At 45.6% G+C, this 24,597-nt stretch carries 26 protein-coding genes; 18 read left to right on the top strand and 8 right to left on the bottom strand.

Going from position 1 to position 24,597, the window contains the following annotated elements; genetic code table 11:
• Position 1 precedes the first annotated feature (1 nt).
• Genes UNH61_RS25310 through UNH61_RS25295 form a run of 4 tightly spaced genes read right to left on the bottom strand, consistent with a single transcriptional unit; the run spans position 2 to position 2,176 of the window.
• Positions 2–592 (bottom strand): nitroreductase, encoded by a 591-nt coding sequence (locus UNH61_RS25310; RefSeq protein WP_326994801.1) that lies wholly within the window; start codon positions 590–592, stop codon positions 2–4.
• A gap of 12 nt (positions 593–604) precedes the next feature.
• Positions 605–1,045 (bottom strand): thioesterase family protein, encoded by a 441-nt coding sequence (locus tag UNH61_RS25305; RefSeq protein ID WP_326994800.1) that lies wholly within the window; start codon positions 1,043–1,045, stop codon positions 605–607.
• A 20-nt stretch (positions 1,046–1,065) separates the two neighbouring features.
• Positions 1,066–1,647: an RdgB/HAM1 family non-canonical purine NTP pyrophosphatase gene (gene rdgB, locus UNH61_RS25300; protein WP_326994799.1), complete on the bottom strand. Its 582-nt coding sequence runs from the start codon at positions 1,645–1,647 to the stop codon at positions 1,066–1,068.
• Between the two features lie 31 nt (positions 1,648–1,678).
• Positions 1,679–2,176, bottom strand: a complete 498-nt coding sequence (locus UNH61_RS25295) for a hypothetical protein (protein WP_326994798.1) — start codon at positions 2,174–2,176, stop codon at positions 1,679–1,681.
• Positions 2,177–2,308: 132 nt separating this feature from the next.
• Here UNH61_RS25295 and UNH61_RS25290 point away from each other — a divergent pair, with 132 nt between their 5' ends.
• The 3 genes from UNH61_RS25290 (at position 2,309) to rpsG (ending at position 4,615) form a co-directional block, all read left to right on the top strand.
• A complete protein-coding gene (locus UNH61_RS25290; protein WP_326994797.1) occupies positions 2,309–3,406 on the top strand; it encodes a branched-chain amino acid aminotransferase in 1,098 nt (365 codons plus the stop codon).
• 330 nt (positions 3,407–3,736) lie between these two features.
• Complete coding sequence (gene rpsL / locus UNH61_RS25285) at positions 3,737–4,117, top strand: 30S ribosomal protein S12 (protein WP_012789278.1); 381 nt, start codon at positions 3,737–3,739, stop codon at positions 4,115–4,117.
• 30 nt (positions 4,118–4,147) lie between these two features.
• Positions 4,148–4,615 (top strand): 30S ribosomal protein S7, encoded by a 468-nt coding sequence (gene rpsG / locus UNH61_RS25280; protein ID WP_326994796.1) that lies wholly within the window; start codon positions 4,148–4,150, stop codon positions 4,613–4,615.
• A 191-nt stretch (positions 4,616–4,806) separates the two neighbouring features.
• On the opposite strand, the gene UNH61_RS25275 is transcribed toward rpsG, so the two are convergent.
• The 4 genes from UNH61_RS25275 to UNH61_RS25260 are packed head-to-tail and all read right to left on the bottom strand — an operon-like array spanning position 4,807 to position 10,283.
• Positions 4,807–8,082 carry a hypothetical protein gene (locus tag UNH61_RS25275; RefSeq protein WP_326994795.1) on the bottom strand — a complete coding sequence of 1,092 codons (3,276 nt, stop codon included), beginning with the start codon at positions 8,080–8,082 and terminating at the stop codon, positions 4,807–4,809.
• A gap of 11 nt (positions 8,083–8,093) precedes the next feature.
• Positions 8,094–8,522, bottom strand: coding sequence for a hypothetical protein (locus UNH61_RS25270; RefSeq protein WP_326994794.1), 429 nt, complete (start codon positions 8,520–8,522; stop codon positions 8,094–8,096).
• 50 nt (positions 8,523–8,572) lie between these two features.
• On the bottom strand, positions 8,573–9,748 hold the full coding sequence (porV, locus tag UNH61_RS25265; protein WP_326994793.1) for a type IX secretion system outer membrane channel protein PorV: 1,176 nt from the start codon (positions 9,746–9,748) through the stop codon (positions 8,573–8,575).
• Between the two features lie 25 nt (positions 9,749–9,773).
• A complete protein-coding gene (locus tag UNH61_RS25260) occupies positions 9,774–10,283 on the bottom strand; it encodes a T9SS type A sorting domain-containing protein (protein WP_326994792.1) in 510 nt (169 codons plus the stop codon).
• 703 nt (positions 10,284–10,986) lie between these two features.
• On the opposite strand from UNH61_RS25260, the gene fusA reads away from it, so the two are divergent.
• From fusA to rpsQ, 15 genes are all read left to right on the top strand, one after another.
• Positions 10,987–13,131, top strand: coding sequence for an elongation factor G (gene fusA / locus UNH61_RS25255; RefSeq protein ID WP_326994790.1), 2,145 nt, complete (start codon positions 10,987–10,989; stop codon positions 13,129–13,131).
• Positions 13,132–13,418: 287 nt separating this feature from the next.
• The gene (locus tag UNH61_RS25250; RefSeq protein WP_326994789.1) at positions 13,419–14,201 is read left to right on the top strand and encodes a glycosyltransferase; all 783 of its coding nucleotides are present in this window, start codon (positions 13,419–13,421) and stop codon (positions 14,199–14,201) included.
• 6 nt (positions 14,202–14,207) lie between these two features.
• The gene (locus UNH61_RS25245; protein ID WP_326994788.1) at positions 14,208–15,023 is read left to right on the top strand and encodes a polysaccharide deacetylase family protein; all 816 of its coding nucleotides are present in this window, start codon (positions 14,208–14,210) and stop codon (positions 15,021–15,023) included.
• A gap of 373 nt (positions 15,024–15,396) precedes the next feature.
• The gene (locus UNH61_RS25240) at positions 15,397–15,996 is read left to right on the top strand and encodes a hypothetical protein (protein WP_326994787.1); all 600 of its coding nucleotides are present in this window, start codon (positions 15,397–15,399) and stop codon (positions 15,994–15,996) included.
• A gap of 2,848 nt (positions 15,997–18,844) precedes the next feature.
• Entirely contained in the window at positions 18,845–19,150 is a 306-nt protein-coding gene (gene rpsJ / locus UNH61_RS25235) for a 30S ribosomal protein S10 (protein WP_012789286.1), read from the top strand.
• 192 nt (positions 19,151–19,342) lie between these two features.
• Complete coding sequence (rplC, locus tag UNH61_RS25230) at positions 19,343–19,960, top strand: 50S ribosomal protein L3 (RefSeq protein WP_326994786.1); 618 nt, start codon at positions 19,343–19,345, stop codon at positions 19,958–19,960.
• A 1-nt stretch (position 19,961) separates the two neighbouring features.
• Positions 19,962–20,600 (top strand): 50S ribosomal protein L4, encoded by a 639-nt coding sequence (gene rplD / locus UNH61_RS25225; RefSeq protein ID WP_326994785.1) that lies wholly within the window; start codon positions 19,962–19,964, stop codon positions 20,598–20,600.
• A 66-nt stretch (positions 20,601–20,666) separates the two neighbouring features.
• Positions 20,667–20,966, top strand: a complete 300-nt coding sequence (rplW, locus tag UNH61_RS25220) for a 50S ribosomal protein L23 (RefSeq protein ID WP_326994784.1) — start codon at positions 20,667–20,669, stop codon at positions 20,964–20,966.
• Between the two features lie 86 nt (positions 20,967–21,052).
• On the top strand, positions 21,053–21,886 hold the full coding sequence (rplB, locus tag UNH61_RS25215; protein ID WP_326994783.1) for a 50S ribosomal protein L2: 834 nt from the start codon (positions 21,053–21,055) through the stop codon (positions 21,884–21,886).
• 68 nt (positions 21,887–21,954) lie between these two features.
• Entirely contained in the window at positions 21,955–22,221 is a 267-nt protein-coding gene (gene rpsS, locus UNH61_RS25210; protein ID WP_116976875.1) for a 30S ribosomal protein S19, read from the top strand.
• Positions 22,222–22,311: 90 nt separating this feature from the next.
• The gene (gene rplV, locus UNH61_RS25205; protein ID WP_326994782.1) at positions 22,312–22,659 is read left to right on the top strand and encodes a 50S ribosomal protein L22; all 348 of its coding nucleotides are present in this window, start codon (positions 22,312–22,314) and stop codon (positions 22,657–22,659) included.
• A gap of 54 nt (positions 22,660–22,713) precedes the next feature.
• Entirely contained in the window at positions 22,714–23,493 is a 780-nt protein-coding gene (gene rpsC, locus UNH61_RS25200; protein WP_326994781.1) for a 30S ribosomal protein S3, read from the top strand.
• Positions 23,494–23,548: 55 nt separating this feature from the next.
• Positions 23,549–23,968: a 50S ribosomal protein L16 gene (rplP, locus tag UNH61_RS25195; RefSeq protein ID WP_142685977.1), complete on the top strand. Its 420-nt coding sequence runs from the start codon at positions 23,549–23,551 to the stop codon at positions 23,966–23,968.
• A gap of 65 nt (positions 23,969–24,033) precedes the next feature.
• Entirely contained in the window at positions 24,034–24,234 is a 201-nt protein-coding gene (gene rpmC, locus UNH61_RS25190; RefSeq protein WP_326994780.1) for a 50S ribosomal protein L29, read from the top strand.
• 88 nt (positions 24,235–24,322) lie between these two features.
• Positions 24,323–24,583 (top strand): 30S ribosomal protein S17, encoded by a 261-nt coding sequence (gene rpsQ, locus UNH61_RS25185; RefSeq protein WP_326994779.1) that lies wholly within the window; start codon positions 24,323–24,325, stop codon positions 24,581–24,583.
• Positions 24,584–24,597: the final 14 nt, after the last annotated feature.

The following is a 24,597-nucleotide window of genomic DNA, read 5'->3' as shown; positions in this document are numbered from 1 at the left end:
CCTATTTCCAGATAAACTTTTCCCCAGCCGGTTTCGTTCTCCGGCCTGCTGGTATGGGTTCATCTGTATAACCAAGATAAAAGAATCCCATTACCTGGTCCTCATCTCCCAAACCCAGATAATCCTGCATGGCAGGATGGTAGGTCATTCCGCCCGACCCCCAGTATCCTGCCAGGTTCAGCGAGGTGGCTCCCAGCCAGATGTTTTGCACGGCGCACGCTACTGCCGCAGTCTCTTCTATCACGGGAATTTTCGGATTGTTCCCCCTTTTCATACAAATAGCCAGTATATGAGACGCCAGGTTGCCCTGGTTCTTCAGCTTGTCATAATTACCAGGGATGTACTTGTCGGCTGGCGTAAATTTCCTGTATAGTTCTGCATGGTCTGCACAGAACTCCTGTACTTTATCTCCGCTATAAACAATAAAATACCAGGGCTCTGTATAACCATGGGTGGGAGCCCAGTCGGCCAGCTGTAATAACTGGTGAACGGTTTCATCCGGGATTTTCCTGCCGTTCATGCTGGTGGGCTTTACCGTCCGGCGCGCCCTGATCACTGTCTCTATGGCATTTGCCGATGTTGTTGTTTCCATGTAATGTCTTTTTTATTTTCCTGTTTCCAGACGCTGTTTCATTTCTTCCGGCAGGCGCGCAACTTTACGGAGATGGTAGTCGAACCAGATCATACCGGTCTTCCCTTCTGCAATGGATATAACCTGGTCATTCCGCTTCGCGGTGATCCTGTAAAAGAACTCGAACCCAAATGGACTGAACTCTCCCGCTGCAATGGCTACCTCAAAAATATCTCCGTGAAATCCTTCGCCCTTATAGGCAATGGCTACATCTGCCATGATAAACCCCTTGTTGGTGACATGATCCAGCTCCACATATCCCAGGCTTTTCAGGAACGCTATCCTCGCCTCATGCATGATGGAAAGTATGGAGTCGTTACCCACATGTCCGCCATAATTAACATCCTGTATCCGCACCGGTATCTGTATACTGAAAGGAAATGTTGCCGGTAAATCTATCTTAATCCTTGCCATTATTATTTTTTAGGTAGATGTTAAAGGTGGGTTTGCTGCAGGAAATCCACAAACTTCCGGAAGGCTCTTGCCCGATGGCTGTAATTATTTTTTTCTGCCAGATCCATTTCTGCAAATGCCCGGGTCGACCCCTCCGGGATAAAAATCGGGTCATAACCAAATCCGTCACTACCCCTGGAAGCTGTGGCAATATGACCTTTGCTCACGCCTTCAAACTGATATTCCTGCCCATTCAGTATCAGCGAAATAACTGTACGGAATTGTGCACTCCTGTCGTTTTTCCCGGCCATCTCCTGTAGTACCTTCACAATATTATCGGCGGCTTCTTTCTGCTCTCCGGCATACCTGGCCGATAACACACCCGGCGCACCGTCAAGCGCTGCTATCTCAAGCCCGGTATCTTCTGCAAAGCAGCTTTCACCGGTCATCCGGTGAATAGTCGATGATTTCTCCGTGGCATTGGCCTCCAGTGTATCATGTGGCTCCGGTATATCAATATCAATACCGGCCTCGTGCAGCGTGATGATCTCAAACTGATCACCCAGCAACGACCGGAACTCTTTTACCTTGTTCTGATTGTTGGTAGCGAATATCAATTTCATATTAAGTCGATCGAAAAATGTTTTTATTGTATCAGATGCCCAGTAATTGTTTCAACCCCGCCCAGAGCTTTGCCTTCAGCATTTTATCGGTTCCGATCAACGATAATTCATCGGAAAGCAGCAGGGTAGTACCGTTAACAGTAACTATCTGGTAAGCCGGAATATCACTGAGGCCAAGCTGCCCCGGGGTAATCCCGAATAGTACACATCGTTCCGGCTTCACGGCCTGTTGCAACCCCGCAAATCCCAACCCCGTGTAATGGCTGGTATTTACAAGGCATACATCCTGCATACCCAGTTTACAGGCGTTTAATATATTAGTAAGGAGGTTGAATAATTCTTCGTTTAAATACGCTTCATTTTCATTTTGTATGAAGAGCGCAATGTTTTTTTGATTTTCTCCTAAATATTTGACTTTGGGTAATGCTTTTTCCTCAACCTCCACCGGAGCAAATTTCCCGGGAATGATTGGCTGGGTAAAGATCTTAGCCAGAAAGTACGGATCGAGACGGGTTTGCTCGGATGACATGTTTATTATTATTTATTTTAATATTAAAACCCCGGCTGGGGAAAAATCAGTTTATTTGCACTTCCAGTCCCGCAAGGGGCCTGGTGGCACAGCGATTAAAATGTAAAAATATTGAGATAAAATTGATTAACCATGATGGTAGACAAATCAACAGTTAAGGAAGAGGCCCTGCAGAAGATCAAAGTTACTAAAACAACTAAGAGCAGGTTGAGTGAAGTCGATTTCAATAACCTCGCATTCGGTAAGATGTATGCCGACCATATGCTGGTGGCTGATTTTGATGGTAAAGAATGGAAAAATGCAGAGATCCTGCCTTTCCAGAAGTTGTCCGTAAGTCCTTCTAATGCCGCCTGGCACTATGGTCAGGCCATATTCGAAGGTATTAAGGCATATAAAGATCCTCAGGACCACCCGATGATCTTCAGACCCTACGATAACTTCAGGCGTTTTAATACCTCCGCTGAAAGAATGGGAATGCCACAGATACCTGAATGGCTGTTCATCGGTGGCATGGACCTGCTGATTGATATGGACCGCAACTGGGTGCCTACCGGCGAGGGCTGCTCCCTTTATCTCCGTCCGTTTATGATCGCTGCGGACGAGTTCATCGGCGTACGTCCTTCCGACACCTATAAATTTGTCATTATTAATTCCCCTTCAGGAGCCTATTTCAATAAACCGATCCATCTGCTGGTACAGGACAAATATATACGCGCCTTCCCGGGTGGTGTGGGATACGCCAAAGCTGCCGGTAACTACGGCGGTACAATGTATCCTACTATGCAGGCCCGGAAAAATGGGTACGACCAGATTCTTTGGGTAGATGGATATGAGCACAAATACCTGCAGGAATGCGGTACCATGAACGTATTTGTCATAATTGGTAATACCGCCATCACTCCGGACCTCGAACAAGGCACTATCCTCGAAGGGGTTACCCGCGCCAGTGTGATCGACCTGCTGACCGATATGGGCCTGAAAGTGGAAGAACGCCCCGTTTCCATCGACGAAGTAGTAGCCGCCTATAAAAATGGTACCCTCCGGGAAGTATTTGGCACCGGCACCGCCTCCAGCGTCGCTTATGTGGAGCACCTCGACTATCAGGACACACAGATCCGCCTGGATACCACCAAATATGAAATCGGAGCTGAAGTCATCCGCCGCCTCGATGGCATCCGCACCGGCCGCACCGCTGATACCCGGAACTGGAATCACCACATTGATAATTAATATATAATAGATATACAAAGCTTCTGGCAAAATGCAGCGAAGAACCTATTGGGTCTTCGCTGCATTTTTTGCTGGAAACCGTATGCTGGAGGCTAAAAAGCTCTTTTGTTGTTTTCGAAGAAAACCCTACCTTTGCAATCCGGATTTTTGGTAATCCTGAGTTGCTACCAGAATTTGAGAACGATCCCTGACTAAACAGGAGAGCACTCCGGCAAAAATATTTCGAAACAATTTTGTTATTCACATAGATAGTTTTACCTTTGCCGTCCCAAAATCCCTGTCCGGGAATTTGGATGTCATTGTAAACCGACATAAAAAACTAGGTAAAGAATGCCTACTATACAACAATTAGTAAGAAAAGGAAGAGAAATTATCCGGGCTAAGTCTAAGTCCAGGGCATTAGATAGCTGCCCTCAGCGTCGTGGCGTTTGTACTCGTGTATACACTACCACGCCTAAGAAACCAAACTCCGCTCTGCGTAAAGTAGCGAAGGTGCGTTTAACCAATAAAGTTGAGGTGATTGCCTATATCCCTGGTGAAGGTCACAACTTGCAGGAGCACTCTATCGTACTGATCCGTGGTGGTAGGGTAAAAGATTTACCAGGTGTTCGTTACCACATCGTTCGCGGTTCCCTGGATACTGCCGGTGTGAAAGACAGAAAACAGAGCCGTTCCAAATATGGTACTAAGAAGGAAAAGGCTAAAAAATAATTAATTATAAATAGTAGTAATTTTCAATAAATGAGAAAGCAAGCTGCAAAAAAGTTACCTCTGGCTCCCGATCCAAGGTTTAACGATAAGCTGGTTACCCGCTTCGTTAACAACGTAATGGAACAAGGAAAAAAGAGCATTGCCTTTAAAATTTTCTATGATGCTGTGGATAAGGTTAGCCAAATGACCGGTGAAAACGGTTACGAGGTTTGGAAGAAAGCATTATCCAACGTAACACCAGGTGTTGAAGTTAGAAGCCGCCGTATCGGTGGTGCTACCTTCCAGATCCCTTCAGAAGTTCGTCCGGACAGGAAGATCTCTCTGAGCATCAAATGGCTGGTACGTTATGCAGGTGAAAGAAACGGTAAGAGCATGGCTGATAAGCTGGCAAACGAAATCGTAGCAGCAAGCAAAGGTGAAGGTGCAGCTTTCAAGAAGAAAGAAGATACTCACCGCATGGCTGAAGCAAACAAGGCTTTCTCTCACTTCAGAATCTAGTTATAGCCTTAACAGGCAACTCAATATATTTAGCAAACAGTTCCTTCCGGAGCTGTTTGCTTTTTTAGCTTCAGACTGTTTTAGTCTTTAACTATTAGCCTTTAGTAAAAATGCAGCGGAGATTACCTGGCATTAAAACCAACGTAATCTCCGCTGCATTTTTACTAAAGACTAATAGCTAAAGCTAACAGCTATTTCACATTTACATATACTTTGATCTTTCCTTCTTCCCCGTCAAACTCCTGCAATGCTTTGCCTATCACCTGGCCTGGCTTCACCTTATCCACATCTGCTTTCATCGCATAGCCCTTCTTGTGGGAAGTAACCAACATATCACCCCGGCGAATCGCTCCGTTCTCATTACATACCTTCGTAGGAATTACGCCTACTACACCAAGGGGGATCTTTGCTGTTTCAAGAGTATCCACAGCAGCTTCTGTCATTAGTACCCCTGGCTTGGTAGCATATACGCCTATTACAAGAGGAGAGTAAGCATCTGTCGATTTTTCAACAGTGCGATCCGCGTCGGTCGCAATAACCATCACATCCCCGGGTTCATAGGCTGCTCTTTCCCCGGTCACATCAAATGCTTCGGCTACGTCAGCTCCGCCGGTTTGGGTGCCACCATTGAAAAAGCCTCTGCCAGTGCGGTCAATGCGCGCTACATTAAAGCCTCCTGTCTGATATATCGCCAGATCACCGCTTGATCCGGTATGATTCACTACAAATGCGGATCCCTGACCATTGTTGATAACCTGCAATGCAATCCCGAAGCCGGTTGTATTACTATGCTCAAAATACCCGCCATATCCACCCGTGCCGGACGCCACTCCATACACCCCGGCTGTTCCATTGTTGCCAAAAATACTGTTCACTTCACCTCGTACACCGGCGCCAACACCGGTAGTGTTGTTCATAAAGAAATTACCAGCATTCCCCAACGAGTGATTGGCTATTACACCAGGTCCGGAACAGAGTACCTGTAAAGCATTATCTGTGTTGGTACTATTAAAGGATTGAATACTCACAGCATTGCCGCTGGGGCCGTTATGATTCAGTTCTGTTGCCGTACCCTGCCCCTGGCTTGTCACGTACAGGGCCCGGCCAAATCCGGTAGTACTGGTGTGCTCAAAATAACCACCATATCCGCCTGTACCGGATGCAACACCATATACACCGGCTGTTCCATTATTGCCGAATATACTGTTTACTTCGCCACGTACCCCCGCACCAACACCACTGGTGTTATTCATAAAGAAATTACCGGCATTACCCTGGCTGTGGTCTGCAATAACTCCGGGGCCAACATTTACTACTTCCACCGTGTTATTGGTGTTGGTGTTGTTCGTATTCTCAAAAAATCCTGCCCTTCCCTTGGATCCGCTGATACCAACCCGGCCGGCTACGGCTGCCGAAGTACCGCTTGTATTGGAGGCAATAAACCCGTACACACCATAACCGCCGCCATCGTTACGACCTACAACCGCGCCGATGCCACTAGCGCTGTTACCGCGCCCGGTTACAGCTTCTCCACCTGCTGTATTGTCTCCTACAACGCCCCCACCGGAAATATTGTTAGCGGTGCCGTGCACAGCAAACCCGCCATTGCCAGTTGCGTCTACGCCATTTCCTCCTCCGGCAGTAGTAACTACTACCGTACTAACATTATTGGTAGTATTCAGATTCTCAAACTTACCCGCCATCCCGGTACTGCCACCCACTCCAACACGGCCTAATACACCTACGCCATTACCAGAGGCATCTGTCGCCACAAAACCCTGTACACCGTAGCCTGGACCGTCGTTGCGGCCTACCACTGCGCCGGTAGGGTTCCCGCTGGTACTGGTCGTAAGCCCGGTCACGGCTTCACCTCCGAGCGTATGATGCCCAAGTACTCCTGCACCCGACAGGATGTTGGAGGTGGCATTCACTCCGCTGCCACCGGTGCTGGTGGCATTTATTCCATTACCGCCACCGCTGGCGCTAAGCTGTATGCCTGCACCACCTCCGCTCGTAGTAATGGTGAGTACATTATTGGTATTGGAATTATTAGAAATGGCAAAATTTGCCGGCATTCCTGTAGTGCTGGTTGCATATAGACCGGTTCCTCCAATGGAGTTAGCATACACACCCGTCCCCGCTCCGGTTGAATTACCATACACGCCGAGCCCTGTCACTGCAGTGCCATATACCCCCCACCCGGAGCCGTTCTGTGACCCCCATACACCAATTCCAAGCCCTCCTGTACCATTGTTAATACCTCTTACTGCCGTTGCAAAACCGCCTGGTGTAGTTGAGGCTATTGTTCCCCGGATAGAAGCAATACTGGCTGAAGTAGAATTGGCAATGCCTTCCAGCTGTGTCCCATCTCCATTGTTGGTCAATGAGAACAGCGTTCCGGGAAGATTAAAGGTACCTGCATAAGGGATGGTAATCCCTCCGGTATTAGGAGCCGGAACCCAGTTGGTACCGTCAAATGATAATATTTGTCCTGCTGTCGGCGCCGTCGTGGCAACCGGATTCCCCTGAAGTTTCGCAACAGTCGGATTGGGATAGTTGCCGCTCAGGTCTCCTCCGGCCGGACTGGCAGAGATACTCCCTGCTGGTCCTGCCGGTCCCTGTGGCCCCTGCGGTCCCGCCGGTCCTGTCATCCCTATGGCTCCCTGTGGTCCTATCGGTCCGGTTGCCCCGATAGGCCCTGCCGGTCCTACTGGTCCGGTTGCTCCAACTGCCCCCGGTAAACCCATCGGCCCCGTAGGTCCCATTGGTCCAACAGCGCCCATGGCTCCTGTTGCTCCGGTTGGTCCGATGGGTCCAATTGGACCTACTGCTCCCTGCGGCCCTGTGGCGCCTATCGGTCCTGTAGCTCCTGTTGCACCTGTCGGTCCAATGGGGCCGATTGGGCCTGCCACTCCCTGTGGCCCTGTAACCCCCATCGGTCCTACCGGTCCTACAGGCCCGGTCATTCCAGGATCCCCTTTCGGTCCTGCCGGTCCGGTTGCCCCTACAGGCCCCACCGGTCCCTGGTCTCCCTTAGGCCCCGCCGGTCCTGGAGTTCCACTGTTAGCAGCAAACATGGCGAATGGTACACTCATCAGTTGTGAGGTACCTAACTCCGAAAAATTACTGCCGCCGGTAGATACTTCTACCCGCAGATATTGATTGGCTTGCGCCCACGGTATCGCCGCAAAAGTGCCACTCACCGGCGAACCCTTACCGATCTGTAAGGTGAACAGCCCCAGCTGGTTGGTAGTGACATCCTGTGTTTCCTGGTATTGCACATTGCCGGCAGGCGATCCGCTCAGGACCGTAAATCTTACCTGCAACGACTGGTTGGAAAGGATCGTACCATTTGTATTCCGTGCTACCGCCTGGTAATTGATACCGCTCAGGCTACTCTGGGCCTGGGCTCGCTGTTGTAACAGCGCTAACAGGAACAGGGCATAAAGTAAAAGTTTCCTTTTCATACGGGGTTGTTTTATTGTTTAGCAGGTTTTGGGGTGAAGAATGGTCTGCTGGAATTGGCCGGAGCGGTGGGCGGACCTTGTTGTTCTATTATCGGTGGCCGGATATCATTGACAACCGGCTTGAATAACTGCTGGATAGAAAGGGTGGAAGTAGTACCTGGTATTTTCCCCGTAGCAGCCGGATTTATCACAGCCTGGCTCTTATCCGGCTGGAGCATGGATACCGGTTTACCTCCCTGGAGTGCCTGGCTGGCGGCAAAGGTATGTGGTACCGGCGCTGCAGATTCTCCTGAAGAAGGTTTGATCGGTAAGGTTTCCTGTTTCGGTCTTGCTATCGCTCCATCCGATGTTTTGATCGGTACTTTTTGATCCTGCGCACTTACCAGGCCGGGAAACTGTACTGCCGCAATAAATAGCAATAAAATAATCAGTGGTTTCATATGGGGTGTTGTTTATTGATTGAAAGAATGTAATTATCAGATACCAGCGGTTAAGGCGCTTTTGTATCATTGCTTCCGCCAATATTATATACCAGCGAAAATTTGAGTGTCCTCTTCGCTACAAGGCTCTCGCCTGTCGGTATCAGGTAAGCAATGTCCAGTCCCAGGTTGGATACCCTCACTCCCAGGCCTGCGGAAAAATGCTGCCGGTAGCCTTTGGTGGGATGTTCATAGAAATATCCTGTTCGTACAAAAAAGGCCTGCCGATAAGAATACTCTATTCCCGATCCAATGGTAAACTCCCTCAGTTCTTCCTGAAACCCTCCCGGAGCATCTCCAAACGATGAAAAAATGGCATCTACAACACCACGATTGGGATCTTTGCCTTTCAATATCTGGTTGGTGGCTATACCATTTGAATCAAGTGCATATATGGGCGGAGTCGGAACTAGCAGTTTATTGATGTCAACGGAAAGCGTGAACTCATGATCCTGTGTATGCACAAACGTATAGCCGCCCCCGATACGCAGGCTCATTGGCAGAAAACTCTTACGGGCGTTATCATCTGTATACTGCAGCTTTGATCCGATGTTAGTCAGGCTGATACCGAAACAATAACGGTTACCAAAATCGAGCTTATCTGCGCTGTTCTGATAATAATAGCTCAGATCTCCGGCAACCGCAGATGCAGGTTTTTGCTGCAACCCATTAAAGGAGCCCTGTCCAAGTTGACTGCGTATGTAGCGAACAGTTAGTGCCAGCGACATATGCTGCCCCAGTTTGCGGGAATAGGCGCCATCTATGGCAAACTCTTTTGGTGTGTAGTTCTGCATCACTGTACCGTTTTCATCCCGGAAAGTGACCTGCCCGTAATTGAAGTATTTCATGGAAAAGCCGACACCTTCGTTGCTGTTCCAGTTTTTATAACCGGATACATAAGCCATGTTCGACTTATTATTATTCAATTCCCACATCCAGGGGGAGTAACAGGCACTAACTCCCCAGTCGCCGGCGAAAACCAGTTTGGCCGCATTGGAAAAGATAGAATTGGCGTCGGGTTGTAACCCGGTAGTGGCGTCGCCCGTACCACTGCTCCTGGCATCAGGGTTGACCAGTAAAAAACTGGCTCCGATATTGGGGGCTCTTTGGGTAACCTTCTGTGCATAAGCGGAGCAGGTGACTGCTAGCAGGCCTGTGATTATTGCAATGGTAAAATTGTTTTTCATAATGGGAGCTTTGGGGTTGACTTTACTATTGTACAATCAGCTTTTCGAAATAAACATTGCCGTTGATGTTAAGCACCACCGTGTAAATACCAGATGCAAAATGATCTACTGGTAATATCGTTGTGCTCTTTCCTGCACTAAGCTGAAGAAACTGGTGATAAATGGTTTGTCCGGCTGTATTAACTACTTCCAGCGTTACACTAACGTTGGTCAGCAGGTCGAAAACGATCTTTGTAGTGGTAACAGCGGGGTTGGGATACAGGATATAACTCTTAACAGGACTCACCCCCGGTGGAAGTTTGGGGAATTCTTCCGGTTGCTGAAAGCCCTGGGTCAGTAATAACTGACCATTAGCGATCGACATTATAACCGGTTCTCCGATGGTATAAGACATCTGTATTTGCGATAGAACAGTACCACTGCCACCACCAGCGGCTACTACCTGCCGGTTCAGAACCAGCTGGGCTTTCAACGCCTGCATACTGCCTGTCAGCAACAGCACTAATAAAAGGCGCCTGGATAAACGATTTTTCATATTGTATTTATTAAAGCATTGATACCAAAATAAAGCAGCAGGCATCCCTTTCAGGTGCTTGCTGAAGTGCCTCCGGCTGCCGGAGATCCTGGGAAATAAATGTCTTGCCGCCTGTAATGGGTATTACAGTTGCCGCGCTTATGATATACTGAACCATGTCAGGTATAACCTGCGCCTTTGAGGTAAAGCAATAACAACACAGTAACAGCCATGCAATACCGCATCTGCTAACTAATGTGATCATATGGAATAAGAATAATTACTCGCGTTGGGGCCGCTCTTTATAGGGGCTACACTGTTTGCCACAGCATTTCACCAATCATGTTTCTGTTATGATTACGTTGTAAGTATAATTTGCTCCATAGTTTGTTTGCTTATTGGGGAATAATAACAGAACCTTTTCCGGTTTTTCGACTCTTGTGTGATTTCAGTGTATCCAAAACAACAACACAAAACAAAAATGAAAGAATTATGGCAATGGTCAAATGCCGATTTAACTTTTGGTGGGATTTCCTGAAAAAATGGTTGATACTACCCCAAAAGTGGTATTTTAGAAATATCGAAATTGTAATTATTTTTAATATAAATACCCCGAATGACCGTTGAGAAGAAATAACAATTTGGAAAAACAGGTCGTTTTATTTATTGTTAAAAATAAATTACCTTTGCCCCCCAAATTGCATTATTTAGTCATTTTAATATTATGGCAGACTTAAAATTTCAAAGGAACTTTGGTATTGCGGCGCACATTGATGCGGGTAAAACCACTACCACAGAACGTATCCTGTATTACACAGGTAAATCCCACAAAATTGGAGAAGTGCACGAGGGTGCTGCTACAATGGACTGGATGGCACAGGAGCAGGAGAGAGGTATTACCATCACATCTGCGGCAACTACCTGTTTCTGGAATTTTCCAACCGCACAGGGAAAAGCCTTACCTGATACCAAGCAATATAAATTCAATATCATCGATACTCCGGGCCACGTGGACTTTACCGTTGAGGTAGAGCGTTCACTGCGTGTTCTGGACGGTCTGGTAGCTCTGTTCTGCGCCGTTTCCGGTGTTGAACCTCAGTCAGAAACTGTTTGGCGCCAGGCTAACCGTTACCGTGTTCCACGTATCGGTTTTGTTAATAAAATGGACCGTTCCGGTGCCGACTTCCTGAATGTTGTTAAGCAGGTAAAAGAGATGCTGGGTGCTAACCCCGTTCCCCTGACCCTGCCAATCGGCGCGGAAGATACCTTCAAAGGCGTGGTTGACCTGATCACCATGAAAGGTATCATCTGGGACGAAGAAGGTAAAGGTGCTACTTACCAGGAAATTGAAATCCCTGCTGACATGAAAGAAGAAGCAGAACAATGGAGAGCTAACCTGGTAGAAGCCGTTGCTGAATACGATGATAAACTGATGGAGAAATTCTTCGAAGATCCTAACTCAATCTCCGAAGCCGAAATCCACGAAGCTATCCGTAAAGCTACTATCGATATCGCTATCATCCCAATGATGTGCGGTTCTTCCTTCAAAAACAAAGGTGTGCAGAAAATGCTGGATGCGGTTTGCCGCTACCTGCCTTCTCCACAGGATGTAGAAGCTGTAAAAGGTACTAATCCGGATAATGGTGAAGAAATTGAGCGTAAACCAGATGCTAAGGAACCGCTCGCTGCACTGGCATTTAAAATCGCTACCGATCCGTTCGTAGGTCGTCTGGCATTCTTCCGGGTTTATTCCGGCCACCTGGATGCTGGTTCTTATGTACTGAATACCCGTACAGGTAAAAACGAACGTATCAGCCGTATCATGCAGATGCACGCTAACAAGCAGAACCCGATCGATTTCATCGAAGCTGGTGATATCGGCGCTGCTGTTGGTTTTAAAGATATCAAAACAGGTGATACACTGTGCGACGAAAATCACCCGATCGTACTGGAGTCTATGACCTTCCCTGAACCGGTTATCAGCATTGCTATCGAGCCTAAAACTCAGGCAGACGTTGATAAAATGGGTATGGCACTCGCTAAGCTGGTAGAGGAAGATCCTACCCTGAAAGCTAAAACTGACGAAGAAACCGGCCAAACCGTACTGAGCGGTATGGGGGAGCTTCACCTGGAAATCATCGTTGACCGTATGCGTCGCGAATTCAAGGTAGAAGTTAACCAGGGTGCTCCTCAGGTAGCTTACAAAGAAGCCCTGACTGCCAAGATTGAACACCGTGAAGTATTTAAGAAACAAACCGGTGGTCGCGGTAAATTCGCTGATATCCAGATCGAAATCGCTCCTGCTGATGCAGAATGGCTGAAAGAAAACGACGGAAAAGCCTTCCAGTTCGTAAATGATATCTTTGGTGGTGCTATCCCGAAAGAGTTCATCCCTGCTGTTCAGAAAGGGTTCGAACAATCCATGGGCCAGGGTGTACTGGCTAACTTCCCGCTGGTAAACCTGAAAGTACGTTTGTTTGATGGTTCCTTCCACGCGGTTGACTCTGACGCTATGTCCTTCGAGCTCTGCGCCAGACAAGCCTTCCGTGAAGCTGCCCGCAAAGCTAAACCAGTGCTGCTGGAGCCTATCATGAAAGTGGAAGTACAAACTCCTGACCAGTACATGGGTGATGTTACAGGTGACCTCAACCGTCGTCGAGGTATGCTGGAAGGTATGGATTCCAAGAATGGTGTACAGGTAATCAAAGCTAAAGTTCCGCTGAGCGAAATGTTCGGTTACGTAACTCAGCTGCGCTCCCTGTCTTCCGGCCGTGCTACCTCTATCATGGAGTTCTCTCACTACTCTCCTGCGCCTAACAACGTAGCTGAAGAAGTGATTGCTAAAGTGAAAGGTAAAGTAAACGCTTAATCGTAGCTCTTTCATATAGAAAGGTTGTTCTCTGCAAAGGGAACAACCTTTCTGCTTTTATGACATGACTGACATGAACATGCTATTGCAATAACAAGAATATTTGATATTTTCGGTTATATGATCTACAACTGAAATTTACTTTTTGCTAACTGCCAGGTCCTGAGTTTCAGGGCCTTTTTATTTTTCTACATCTCTGAATAGAGGGGAACCTCATTTTCCGGCGTCATCTTAATATACACAAACCGTCTCATCCTGTATTTATTACTGATAGCACGTTAGAAATTATGTCGTTAGAGTTATTACAAGCGCCTCCTACAACTGTGGTACATACATCGGGAGAATTGGTCACCCTTTCTCCCGGCCTGGATTTGATTCTGCCCTGCTGGAACCCCTCGGGCCCCTGGGTGGAATCACTGATTAGGCACTACCATGAGGTTACGACTTTAATGGGAAAAGTGCCGGTGCAGCTAATCCTGGTAAATGATGGATCACAGAGGAATTTTACCCGACAGCACATTTCCTGGCTGGAGGCAGCTATACCAGGGATTATTATTGTGAGTTATACCCGTAACCGGGGTAAAGGTTACGCGGTAAGGGAAGGGGTCAAACGTTCCCAGCATGCCTATCAGATCTATACTGATCTGGATTTTCCTTTTGGCGTGGACGTGATCAGGCAAACCTACGACCGCCTGATACAGGGGCTCGATGTGGTAGCCGGCGAAAGAGGGGCCGCTTATCTCGAAAAGCTTCCCCGCAAACGCCGTAATATTACCAGGATCAGCCGTTTCCTGAACAGAGTGGTACTGGATTTGAAGGTGGAAGATGCCCAGGCCGGCCTCAAGGGATTTAATGCATATGGCAGAAATATATTGTTGAAAACCAAGGTCAACGGATTTCTGTACGATAGCGAATTCTTATATAAAGCAGGTCGCCGCCCCCATCTTAAAATCGGAGCCGTAGATGTAGTCTGCCGCCCGGGTATTCAGTTTTCTTCTTTCCGTCTCAAATTGCTGATGAAAGAAGTGCTGAATTATTGCAGGATCGTCATCGGCTCATCAGCTGCTTAAATTTTTATGAAGAAACCGAAAAGGATACTGATCAGCGTTGATGTAGAGGAATTTGATATCCCGGAAGAATTTGGCCAGCAGGTATCACTCCAGGAAAAGCTCGAAATCTCCAGGAGTGGCCTGCAGGCCACGCTGGCTTTATTTGATAAATATGATGTGCGCGCAACATTCTTTATTACCGCATATTGGGCGCAGCATTACCCCGAACTCGTGAGGCAAATGGCTGCCCGGCACGAAATAGCTTCTCATGCTTATTATCACAGCTCCTTCTCAGATGCCGACCTGGAAGGATCCCGTTTGGCCCTCCAGGAAATCAGCGGACAAACCGTTTATGGCTTCCGTATGCCCCGTCTGCGTAAAGTAAACCTGGCCGCCCTGAAAGAAGCCGGCTATCTGTACGATGCATCCGTAAACCCTACCTGGCTCCCGGGCCGGTACAATAACTGGCATCTGCCACGCACTGTCTTCAAAGAAGAAGATACCTGGATTATTCCATCTTCCGTTTCTCCTCTCATACGATATCCTATATTCTGGCTAAGCGTCAAGAATATGCCTTTATGGATTACCCGGCACTTTTCCACAAGAGTGCTCCGGAAAGACGAATACCTCTCCTTCTATTTCCATCCCTGGGAATTGACCGATCTCAAAGGGTTTGGCCTGCCTGCTTATATCCGCAATGTATCAGGCCGGAAGATGCAGCAAAAGCTGGAAGGTTTTTTGCGCTTCCTGCAGAAACAGGGAACATTTTGTACGCATATCGATATGCTCAATGAAATGGTTGCATCTGGTGTAAAACAAATGGCAGGCGCAGGTATTCGCTAAATTTTTACTTTAATATTATTCCTTTCAACAACATCGCTGTTCAAATGTTATACTTATAATGAATAAGGATAAATATTCATGTTGGGAGAAAATTAGAATTATAAAGAAAGGCTTTTTTGAGATTTTTTTAGAAGATGGAATGTTTATTTGATTCATTTCCAGTACATTTGCACCAATAACAGCATTTTGGCTGTCATGTGCTGTAGTTTGTTTGACGCAGTCAGAAAAGATTAACTCCATATTATCCCCCTGCCTTTTATTTTTTTAACAACTATTTATAAGCGAGCAAAATAAGCAGAGCGCTTTTGTTTGCAAGTGCTTATTCATTGGTTTTATTCATTGAAAATTTATTTGTTAAACTAAAAATCAAACTATGAAAAGATTTCGTCTATTAACCCTTGCCGTAGCGGCGCTATTGTGTGGTACTGCAGTTAACGCCCAGATCCAGAAAGGAAACATTATGGTTGGCGGTAACCTGGCAAATCTGGGGTTGAATTTTCAGGATGGCACCCAATTCAGCTTTGATCTTACTCCAAAGGCAGCATGGTTTATTAAGGATGGTCTTGCATTGGGGGGATACGTGAACCTGGGAGTACTCACACACCCAAATGGTGGAGGTACCGATGTTAACTACGGCGTAGGTGCCCTGGCTCGTTATTATGTTGAAGATAAAAATGTCAGAAAACTGGAGTTTTCGAAAAGAGTTCGGTTTTTTCTGGAAGGATCAACAGGATTTGCTGGCCGTAATCAGGCAAATGGACCATCTACAAATGGTTGGGATATAGGCGTTGGTCCTGGTATTTCCTATTTTATCACTCCTAATATTGGTTTGGAAGGCTTACTGAAATACGACCTTACTGTTGGCTTTGGTAGCGCAGCTACTTCCAATAGACTGAATTTGGGTATTGGTTTCCAGATCTTCCTGCCTTCTGCGAAAGCCAAGCAGATCTATAAGGAAGAAAGAGGGAAATAATAAGAAACAACTACTGGCTTTTAGCAAAAATGCAGCGAAGATTAACACAGATGAAATGTTAGTCTTCGCTGCATTTTGCTAAAGGCTAAAAGCTGGCAGCTATGGGCAAAAAAGCTTCTCTGAATAAAATGAATACAGCCTCGGGCAATGAACTAACTGAACAGGCTCTTTTGGCCTAAACCCACTATTTTAGCAATATGTCCGCAAGGGAGCGGGCATAGGGAATTGCTGAAGACCCTGAAAATAGTAAGCACTGTATCCTAAAAAAATCATTTATGGCTACTACCATCCTCGCTGCAATCTTAAAGTTCGTGAACATCGTTTTAGGCGCAGCCCTGTAATTACCCGCGTTATTCAAGGGTATTTTCTAATGGGATTGCCGAAAACCATGTAACAGAGTAGGCATGAAAAACAAAAAGGCAGGTTTATGCTCCTTGATTCTTTAGGTACTTTCCTTTATGGGCTGCTGGGTATCCTACAAAATGCTCTCAGTGGTATATGATTGTATAGCCTGACTATAGCATCAGGAACGCCGGCTGAAAGGAGCTGAGCCGCAATCAGGGTAATGATGCCCGCCTGCCGACGTAATACGTCGATAATTGGTAGCTGTCATCATCCCTTGAAAACAAACTTATCTTTTAAAGCGGGGTATGTCGCATCGTTGACATACCCCGCTTCAATATGTATAAGCTATAATGGCGCTACAGAACGTTTACGCTGGCAAATTTGATAGACAGCATTTTTACAGAAGCGTATTGAATATTTAGAGAATTGTTGCCGTAGCAGGTATGCACTCAACTTCTATACTTAGGCAAATTTTCAGCAGGAAAAGAGTCTTATTGCACAGGGTACAGCTATTCTTTTAAGCATGCTCAAATAATGCCTGCCCATCATGTGAACCCTGGTCGTATTAATGCCTGTTCTTTTGCTCTATGATAAATCGCTTTCGTGATAAGATCTCCTGTAGGTGATAAATCTCGTGGTGGTATATTATATATTCAACATATTCTTTTCCCTGGTATATATGATTAATGTTATTACGTAGCACAGTGGTAGATTGAACGATATATTATATTAGGATGCCGAACTGAACAAAATGAACGAAGGATTTTAGAAGAATAGCCTGTAATTTCGGTCCATGCTTATGCGCTAAGTAATGGGATTGCCGAAAACCAAATCAAAAGAGTAGGTGTAACCTGTAGTAAACATTATCTTATGAATTTACTGAATCAACTGCTGGCAACTATCATCGGCCTGCTGAAGTCATTACTGGGTGGCCTGTAATCAGGAGCTCCTGCAGTAAGGGAGTATTCCTGTCAGGTTACTATTTACCCTTACACACTTTATTGAAGAGGTTGTTCATGAAAAGAACAACCTCTTTTTTATCATGTAATATGCCCTGAAATGCTTTGTGGTAGCCAAATGAACAAAACATGAATGTTCCTTTGGAATGAATAAAATGAACGACTGCTTATTGACCAAGAGCCATTAATTTAGATACTGTTAACTGAATAACAACTGGGAATTGCCGAAAACCAGACAATAGAGTAGGCAGTATCTTATAAAAACCTTTCCCATGGCATTAATTAATCAACTGCTGACACTGATCTTAGGATTAGTAAAATCATTATTGGGTGGTACTGGCTTACCGCTTTAATCGATGGTCGACTGACCAACGGTGTACTTCTCAAACCAAATTGAGTTATTAAAAAGGGTTGCTCCAGGTAAGCGGGAGCAACCCTTTTTCTTTTAGGAGTGCTGCCGCGATCAAAGGCTTCGCGTTGTGGTGGCTGGTTGGCATTCTATGGTTCAGGATGCCTGAAAAGCTGGTCGCCGCTCCCGGCAATCATGAAATCGGCCGGTTTTGTCCAATTGCATTCGACATAGTATCTCTGACAGGCACTCAACATATCCCGGACGTTGCATGCAGGTGCAGTTAATGAAACAACAACCTGAAATTAACCCACAGGTTTCTTTCCCGGATAACTGCTGATGAGTAGGATATCTAACAAGCTGTATCTCTTCTTTGGTATTTCCTGTTGAAGAGGATATTTGTGAAAAATAACCCCTTTTTATTATATGATCCATCGCGAAACCCAATATGGGAGCTGATTGAACAGAATAAGAATTCTATTTTAAAATGAATAGAAATGAACACCTGCCTATTGAATGGAAGCTGTTAATTTAGAGACCGTTAATCGAATAACAACTGGGAATCGCTGAAAACCAGATAATAGAGTAGGCAATATCTTATAAAACCTTTTCCAATGGATTTAGTATCTCAACTGCTGGCCCTGATCTTAGGATTAGTAAAATCATTATTAGGTGGCTTAGGCGGTGGTTTACCGCTTTAATCGATGGTAGATTAACCAACGGTGTACTCTCAAACCACTTTAATCATTCTCCAGGGGGTTGCTCCAGGTAAGCAGGAGCAACCCTTTTTTTGAACCCGCCAGACCTTACTTTCTTTTATATAAACATCCGCCAACAGTATGGCAACCTCTGCTGTGCCACAAATAACCTGGTACCGACTGATTTTTACCCGGATCTTCAAAAAAAATTATCAGATAATTCTCCTTTTTTTGGTTTTGACATTTGTTTTCCTATATTTGTCAAAACGAGCATGTGAAGTTACCATAAGGCTTAACGTACACACAATGAATGATTTCTGAAGCCTTATTGCCCTGCTGACAAGCCTCTAATCTTCTTCCTGCGTTACCGGCACCACCCAATAGCCCGGTATCTTTATATTTTTCCTGAGAATTATTTGCCAAATAGAAAAAACCGGGTTACCTTTGCCCTCCCAAATTGTATTGGGAAAAAACTTATTAGAAGTAGTTCATTGCATATGTCTCAGAGAATAAGAATCAAGCTGAAGTCCTACGATCATAACCTGGTAGACAAGTCTGCTGAGAAGATCGTTAAAACCGTACGTAACACGGGTGCCGTGGTAACAGGTCCAATTCCTTTACCTACAGAGAAGAAAATATTTACAGTATTACGTTCTCCGCACGTTAACAAGAAAGCGCGCGAGCAGTTCCAACTGTGTACCCACAAACGTTTACTGGATATTTATACCTCTTCTTCCAGAACTGTAGACGCGCTGAGCAAGCTCGATTTACCTTCCGGAGTTGAAGTTGAAATTAAAGCATAAGGACAACAGCAAGGCGGGCAAAAGGCCGGCCTTTAATTGATTTATGGTTATCTTACTGATTTTCAGTAAGATAACAATTTTAACAAACAAATATAGGTCGCGCCTTCTGGGCGGCCGCCCAATAAATGTATTTAACCGCCCATCCTGGGGATAGCTGGAAATCCCCCAGGCGCTGGGTAAAATCATATAAAAATGAAAGGTATTATTGGCAAAAAGATTGGTATGACCAGTATCTTCGAAGCTAATGGTAAGCAGACTGCCTGCACCATTATCGAAGCTGGTCCCAACGTTGTAACACAGGTAAAATCCCTGGAATCAGATGGTTACAACGCTATTCAGGTTTCTTTCGGTGAAAAGAAAGAAAAACACACTACAAAAGCAGAAAGTAATCACTTCGCGAAAGCAAGCACCTCTCCCAAACGTTTTGTAAAAGAATTCCGTAACCCGGATGTACAGAAAGCCCTCGGTGAATCTATCACCTGCGACATCTTCGCAGAAGGCGAAACAATTGACGTTGTAGGCACTTCCAAAGGTAAAGGCTTCCAGGGTGTTGTTAAACGCCATGGATTCGGTGGTGTGGGTGAAGCTACCCACGGTCAGCACGATAGAAGCAGGGCTCCTGGTTCTGTTGGTGGATCATCTTATCCTTCTCGCGTTTTCAAGGGTATGCGTATGGCCGGCCAGACAGGTAACGAAAGAGTGAAAGTGAAAGGTCTGAAGATCCTGAAAATATTCCCTGAAAAGAATTATATCCTGGTAAGTGGTTCCGTTCCCGGCCACAATGGTTCAATCGTTTTAATCCAGAAGTAACATGCAAGTAGATATTTTAAATAAAGAAGGTAAGAAAACCGGAAGATCCATCGAGCTCCCTGAAGAGATCTTTGGTGTAGAGCCTAACAACCACGTAATCTACCTGGCTGTTAAGCAATACCTCGCCGCTCAGCGTCAGGGTACCCACAAGGTAAAAACCAGAGCTGAAGTAAAAGGTGCTTCCCGCAAACTGCACAAACAAAAAGGTACTGGTGGTGCCCGTAAAGGTAACATCCGTAACCCGCTCTATAAAGGTGGTGGTACCATCTTCGGACCTAAACCTCATGGTTGGGGCATTAAACTGAACAGAAAAGTGAAAGATCTCGCTAAGATCTCCGCTTTGTCTATTAAAGCTAAGGAAAACAGCATCATCATCGTTGAAGATCTGCAACTCGAAGCGCCTAAAACCAAACAATTTGTTGGTTTACTGAAGAACCTGAACATTAATGTAGAAGGAAGAAAGACTATGTTCATCACGCCTGAATACATCGACAATGTTTATCTGTCTTTAAGAAACATCCCAACTGTTGATGGTGCCGTTCTGAGCGATATCAATACTTATGACATCATGAACAGCAACTACATCGTGTTTACTGAAAGCGCTGCAAAGATCTTCGTTGAAGAGCCTGCAGAAGCGTAGGATGTTCAAAATCAATTAAATAACGCAGCTGACAGCTTATAGCCGACAGCTAAATGCTATAAAAAGATGAAACTTTCAGACGTTTTAATCAAACCGGTGATCTCTGAGAAGGTGAATAAAGCAACCGATAAATTCAACCGCTACTACTTCATCGTTGACAAGAAAGCCAACAAACTGGAGATCAAAAAGGCAGTGGAAGAATTCTACGGTGTATCCGTTGCAGAAGTGAATACTGCTGTAATGCCTGGTAAAGCTAAATTCCGCTTTACTAAAGCCGGTTTCATCTCAGGTAAAAAACCGTCTTACAAAAAGGCGATCGTTACCATCGCGGCAGGTGAAACTATAGATCTGTATGCTAACATGTAGTGCCTTTCCGGCCTGAACAGCCGGAAGATGGATGTATATACAGATCACGATTTATATTTTAATAACATTTAACTTTTTAGGAAGTAATGGCACTGAAGAAGTTCAAACCAATGACGGCTGGTACCCGCTGGAAAATAGGCAACGCTTACGCTGAGCTGACAGCTGATACCCCCGAAAAAAGCCTGCTCGAACCAGCAAAAAGATCTGGCGGTAGGAATGCGCAGGGTAGAATGTCTATGCGCTATATCGGTGGCGGTCACAAGAAACAATACCGCGTCATCGATTTCAAACGCGATAAGGAAAATATTCCTGCTACTGTTAAAACCATCGAATACGATCCGAACCGTAGTGCTTTCATCGCACTGGTTTCTTACGCAGATGGTGAAAAACGTTACATCATCGCTCCCCAGGGCTTACAGGTTGGTGGTACCGTTATCAGCGGCGCCGATGTAGCTCCGGAAGTAGGTAACGCTTTACCGCTGAAAAATATGCCGCTGGGTACTGTGGTTCACAATATCGAACTGCAGCCTGGTAAAGGCGGTGCTATCGCAAGAAGCGCCGGCGCTTACGCTCAGCTGTCCAACAAGGAAGAAAAATACGCAGTACTGAAAATGCCTTCCGGCGAATTGCGTAAAGTATTGAATACCTGTAAAGCTACCGTAGGTACAGTTTCCAACTCCGACCACGCCCTGCAGTCTATCGGTAAAGCAGGTGCTAACCGTTGGAGAGGTATCCGCCCCCGCAACCGTGGTGTGGCTATGAACCCTGTAGATCACCCAATGGGTGGTGGTGAAGGTAAATCTTCAGGCGGCCATCCAAGATCAAGAACTGGTAAATATGCTAAGGGTCTGAAAACCAGAAAACCGCATAAGAGTTCTGATAAACTGATCATCAGCAGGAAAAACGGTAAAAAATTATAATATTTCTGAATCAGGGCTCCGGTAGCAATATCAGAGCCCGGATTTGAAAAATCATAAATAAGTAAGACATGGCTCGTTCCATAAAAAAAGGTCCTTACGTAGACCAGAAATTAGAGACTAAAGTTGAAAAAATGAATGCCGGCACCAAGCGTACAGTTATCAAAACCTGGAGCCGTCGTTCTACTATCACTCCTGATTTCGTAGGTCACACTTTCGCAGTTCACAATGGCAACAAATTCATTCCTGTTTATGTAACAGAATTTATGGTAGGCCACAAACTGGGCGAATTTGCACCAACACGTAACTTCAGAGGACACGTTAACAAGAAAATGTAAATTATAGTCTGAGGTTTGAGGTTTGAAATTGGTTTCAAACCGGTTCAGGCATCAGACTCAGACACTAAATAATAAAAGAAATTAATAACAATGGAAGCAGTAGCTAAGCTGAATAATAATCCTACATCTCCCCGCAAAATGCGTTTGCTGGCAGACTTAATCCGTGGTCTGGATGTAGAAAAGGCTTTGAATATTTTGAAATTCCATCCGAAGCACCCTAGCGTACCTTTAGAAAAACTGCTGGTATCCGCTATCGCAAACTGGAAAGTGAAGAACGAAGGTGCCAGGGTAGAAGATGCTAACCTGATCGTTAAAACTATCTTCGTAGATGGTGGCCGCACCCTGAAAAGAATGCGTCCGGCTCCGCAGGGTAGAGGTTACCGTGTCCGTAAGAGAAGTAACCACGTAACGATCGTAGTGGACAGTAAAGCACAATAATCTGTGCTCGAAACAGAAACAAAACTATTAAACTAATAGACAAATAACCAGAACATGGGTCAGAAAACAAATCCTATTGGTAACAGGTTAGGTATCATCAGAGGATGGGACTCTAATTGGTATGGCAGCAAGAAAGATTTTGCTACCAAACTGATCGAAGATAACAAGATCAGAACTTACCTGAATGCCCGTATCAACAAAGGCGGGATTTCAAGAGTTGTGATCGAAAGAACTTTAGGCAAATTAATCGTCACTGTTCATACTTCTAAGCCTGGTATCATCATTGGTAAAGGTGGTAACGAAGTTGATCGCATCAAAGAAGAGCTGAAGAAGCTGACTGGTAAAGAAGATGTACAGATCAACATCCTGGAGATCCGTCGTCCTGAGATGGATGCTAACATCGTTGCTGAAACAATCGCTAAACAAATCGAAAGCCGTATCAACTATAAACGCGCTATCAAAATGGCGATTGCTACTGCACTGAGAATGGGTGCTGAAGGTATCAAAATTAAGATCAGTGGTCGTTTGGGTGGTGCTGAAATCGCTCGTTCTGAAGAAATGAAACAAGGTCGCGTGCCTTTACATACTTACCGTATGGATATCGACTACGCTTCCCTGTTCGCTTTAACCGTATACGGTAAAATCGGTATCAAAGTGTGGATCTGTAAAGGTGAAGTACTGGGCAAACGCGATCTGAACCCGAACGTATTAACCGGTAAAGAAGGTGATAACCGTAGCACTGGTGGTGATAGAAGAGAACATCATGGCGAACGCAGAGATCACCGTGGTGGCGACAGAAGAGGTGGAGAACACCGTGGCGGTGGTCGCAGATAAGCGCTTGCGGTATAGCAGACATTAACAATAACTATTAACATTAACAACATAGACGATGTTACAGCCAAAAAGAACGAAACACAGGAAGATGCACAAAGGCCGCATCAAAGGGAACGCTAAAAGAGGCGCTACCCTCTCCTTTGGTACTTTCGGTCTTAAAGCATTAGAACCTAAATGGATCACCGACAGGCAGATCGAAGCTGCACGTGTGGCCCTGACAAGGCATATGAAACGTGAAGGTAACGTTTGGATCCGTATATTCCCTGATAAACCAATCACTGCCAAACCATTGGAAGTGAGGATGGGTAAAGGTAAAGGTGCTCCTGACCATTGGGCAGCAGTAGTTAAACCAGGTAGAATTTTATTTGAAGCTGACGGCGTTCCCTTACAGGTAGCGAAAGAAGCAATGGAACTCGCAGCTCAGAAACTGCCCATTAAAGTAAAATTTGTAACCAGCCGCGACTACGTAGCTTAATTACAGGTACACAATTACTAAAATTCCGGTGAAGCTGAAAAGCTACCCGGCTCAAATTCAATAAAATGGCAAAAGAAAAGCTGGATCTGAAAGGACTGAATGATCAGGAGCTGAACGAGAAACTCTCTGCTGAAAAGCTCCGTCTGAAAAAGATGACCTTCGGTCACGCCATCACACCGATCGAAAATCCAATGAGCATCCGCGCCGTAAGACGCGATATCGCCAGGATCAATACCGAACTGCGTAGAAGGCAACTGGGCTTCTAAATCTTCAGTCCCGGTTATACCGGGGCTGCTGAATAGCAATAATAAACAATTTATAGCCTCCTCCGGGAGGGTTAAATAACTTTCAACAATGACGACCGAAAGAAAATTAAGAAAAACCAGGATTGGTGTGGTGTCCAGCAACAAAATGGATAAAACCATTACCGTTAAGGTGGAGCGTAAAGTAAAGCACCCGATCTATGGTAAATTCGTGAAAAAAACTACCAAGTTCATGGCGCACGACGATAAAAACGAGTGCAGCATCGGCGATACCGTGAGAATCGCGGAAACCCGCCCTCTGAGCAAAAATAAATGCTGGAGACTGGTAGAAGTAATCGCTAAAGTAAAATAATTCATTATTTGTTT

This window comes from Chitinophaga sp. 180180018-3 (genome assembly GCF_037893185.1).
Lineage (GTDB): Bacteria > Bacteroidota > Bacteroidia > Chitinophagales > Chitinophagaceae > Chitinophaga.
Note: the sequence above shows the minus strand (reverse complement) of the source record. Positions and strands in the feature narration are given on the sequence as shown.